Source organism: Actinotalea sp. C106 (genome assembly GCF_023630195.1).
Lineage (GTDB): Bacteria > Actinomycetota > Actinomycetes > Actinomycetales > Cellulomonadaceae > Actinotalea.
Genome location: NZ_JALPKN010000437.1, coordinates 1 through 1,854 on the forward strand (window position 1 = coordinate 1; position 1,854 = coordinate 1,854).

Here is a 1,854-nt window from a genome sequence, read left to right on the forward strand (position 1 = left end):
GGCCTCCGACTTCGTTGACCATCGTCGCGACCGCCTCGGGGTCGTAGCCGGCGCGCATCCGCCGGGGCTGCAGCGACGCGAGCTCGGTGCGAAGCCGGGCGGCGTTGATGGGCTCGGCGGGCTGACCTGCCGGCCCGTCGCCGGCACCCCCGCCGCCGCGCAGCGCGACCACGACGCGGTCGAGGAACTCGTCGACCTGGCTCTGGTCGTAACCGTCGGTGAACTTGGTGGCCTTGAACCTGGCGTTCAGGACGTCCTCGGCCGTCACGCCGGGCGCCTCACCGGTCGCGGCGACATCGAGGCCTGCGGCTACCCGCGCCATGAAGGCGTCGACCTGCGCGGGCTCGTAGCCCTCGCGGAACTTGGTGGGCGTGAACCTCGCGGAACGCACCTCGGCAGCGCTGATCATGCTGAACCCCCTTGTTGGCGCCGACCGATCACGGCCGGCGCTCTCCCCCGTCGGGCATCACGGTAGGGGCGAGGACCCGCGCTAGCGCAGGCTCGGCCACGATCGACGCCCGGAGGGGGTGAAGAGCACCCGTTCAGCCCAGCCAGGAGCTCCCGTGGAAGGCCTCGGTGTGCCGCGGGATGTGCACCGTCTCCCCTGCGGCGAGGCGTCGGCAGAGGTCGAAGGCCACATCGACGTCGGGTCCCCGGCCGTCGCTGCTGGCGCTACCCCCGCCCGGGTGCCACTGCACGTGCCACGTCTTGCCCCGCAGGACGACGAAGGGCCCACCGACGACCTCGACGACGGCGGCGTCGACCGCCTCGAGGAGGTCTTGCGAGCCGCTGTCGCAGGCGTCGCAGCCGCAGCCCGGCTGGAGCGCGACGACGACGTCGGGCCGGTTCACGCACACCTCCAGGACGGCGAGCGTGGCGTCGGCCTCCTCCTGCGGGACGTCCCGTTCGAGCAGGAGGAGGGCAAGGGCGTCGGGGCGCTGCGGGGTGACGCGCAGGCCGCGGTCGAACCCGCGCTGGCCGTCACGGCCCGTCGACGGCGCGATCTCCTCGACGCTCGCGCCGAGCACCTCGGCGAGCACCGCGGCCCACACCCGCGCTCGCTCGTGGACGATCCGGTAGCGCCCCGGGTCGGTGACGCGCGAGTACTCCTCCTCGCGCGGCGATCCGCCGTCGGGCCGGGGGTCTGGCCAGGACGGGAGGTCGAGCCGGTCGTACCGCGCGAGGACGAGCGCCTGCAGGTCCGCGACGGTGATCTCCACACCACGAACCTACGGCGCTCAGCGCCGAGCGTGCCCCCACTGCCAGGATGACTCCTGTGACCCCGCCTCCCCGCCTTCGCGCCGCCGACGTCGCGGTGGCTGCCGGGACCTGGCTCGTCGCGGGGACGCTGCTGCTGTCGATGCCGGCCATCGCCGCCATGGACCCCGAGGTGGCCATGCAGGCACCCACGCCCGGCACCCTCGCGTGGTGGCTGGGCCTGAGCGTCATCACGGCGCAGGCCGTCGCGCTGCTGTGGCGTCGGCTCCACCCCCGGGTGGTGCTGGTCGCCGTCGCCGGGGCGGTGCCGGTGGGGGGCCTCGTCGGCCTCGACGACGCCCTCGGCACCACCACCGTCCCGCTGCTGGTGGCCGCCTACGCCACCACCGTCTCGGGTCCGTTCCGGCGGGCCGCTCCCGCCCTCGCCGCCGCCGCCGGTCTGATGGGGCTCGGCACGCTGCTCGCCCTGCCTGAGGGTGCGGTGCTCACGCTGCTCACCGTGGGCGCCGCCCTGGGCCAGGCCGCCGGCACCGTAGGGCTCGCGGTCCTGGCCGGCGTCGTCGTCCGAGCGCGCCGGGAGACCACGGAGGCGCGCGAGCGTCAGATCCAGGCGCTGCGCCGCGAGCACGAGGCGCG

At 75.0% G+C, this 1,854-nt stretch carries 3 protein-coding genes; 1 reads left to right on the top strand and 2 read right to left on the bottom strand.

Features of this window, described 5'->3' with window-relative positions; translation table 11 throughout:
• On the bottom strand, positions 1-409 hold a 409-nt coding region (locus L0B03_RS17320), incomplete at its 3' end, for a DivIVA domain-containing protein (protein ID WP_250448189.1).
• Between the two features lie 133 nt (positions 410-542).
• A complete protein-coding gene (locus tag L0B03_RS17325) occupies positions 543-1,220 on the bottom strand; it encodes a DUF6226 family protein (RefSeq protein WP_250448191.1) in 678 nt (225 codons plus the stop codon).
• A gap of 56 nt (positions 1,221-1,276) precedes the next feature.
• On the opposite strand from L0B03_RS17325, the gene L0B03_RS17330 reads away from it, so the two are divergent.
• A partial coding sequence (locus L0B03_RS17330) for a hypothetical protein (RefSeq protein ID WP_250448193.1) occupies positions 1,277-1,854 on the top strand: 578 nt, incomplete at its 3' end.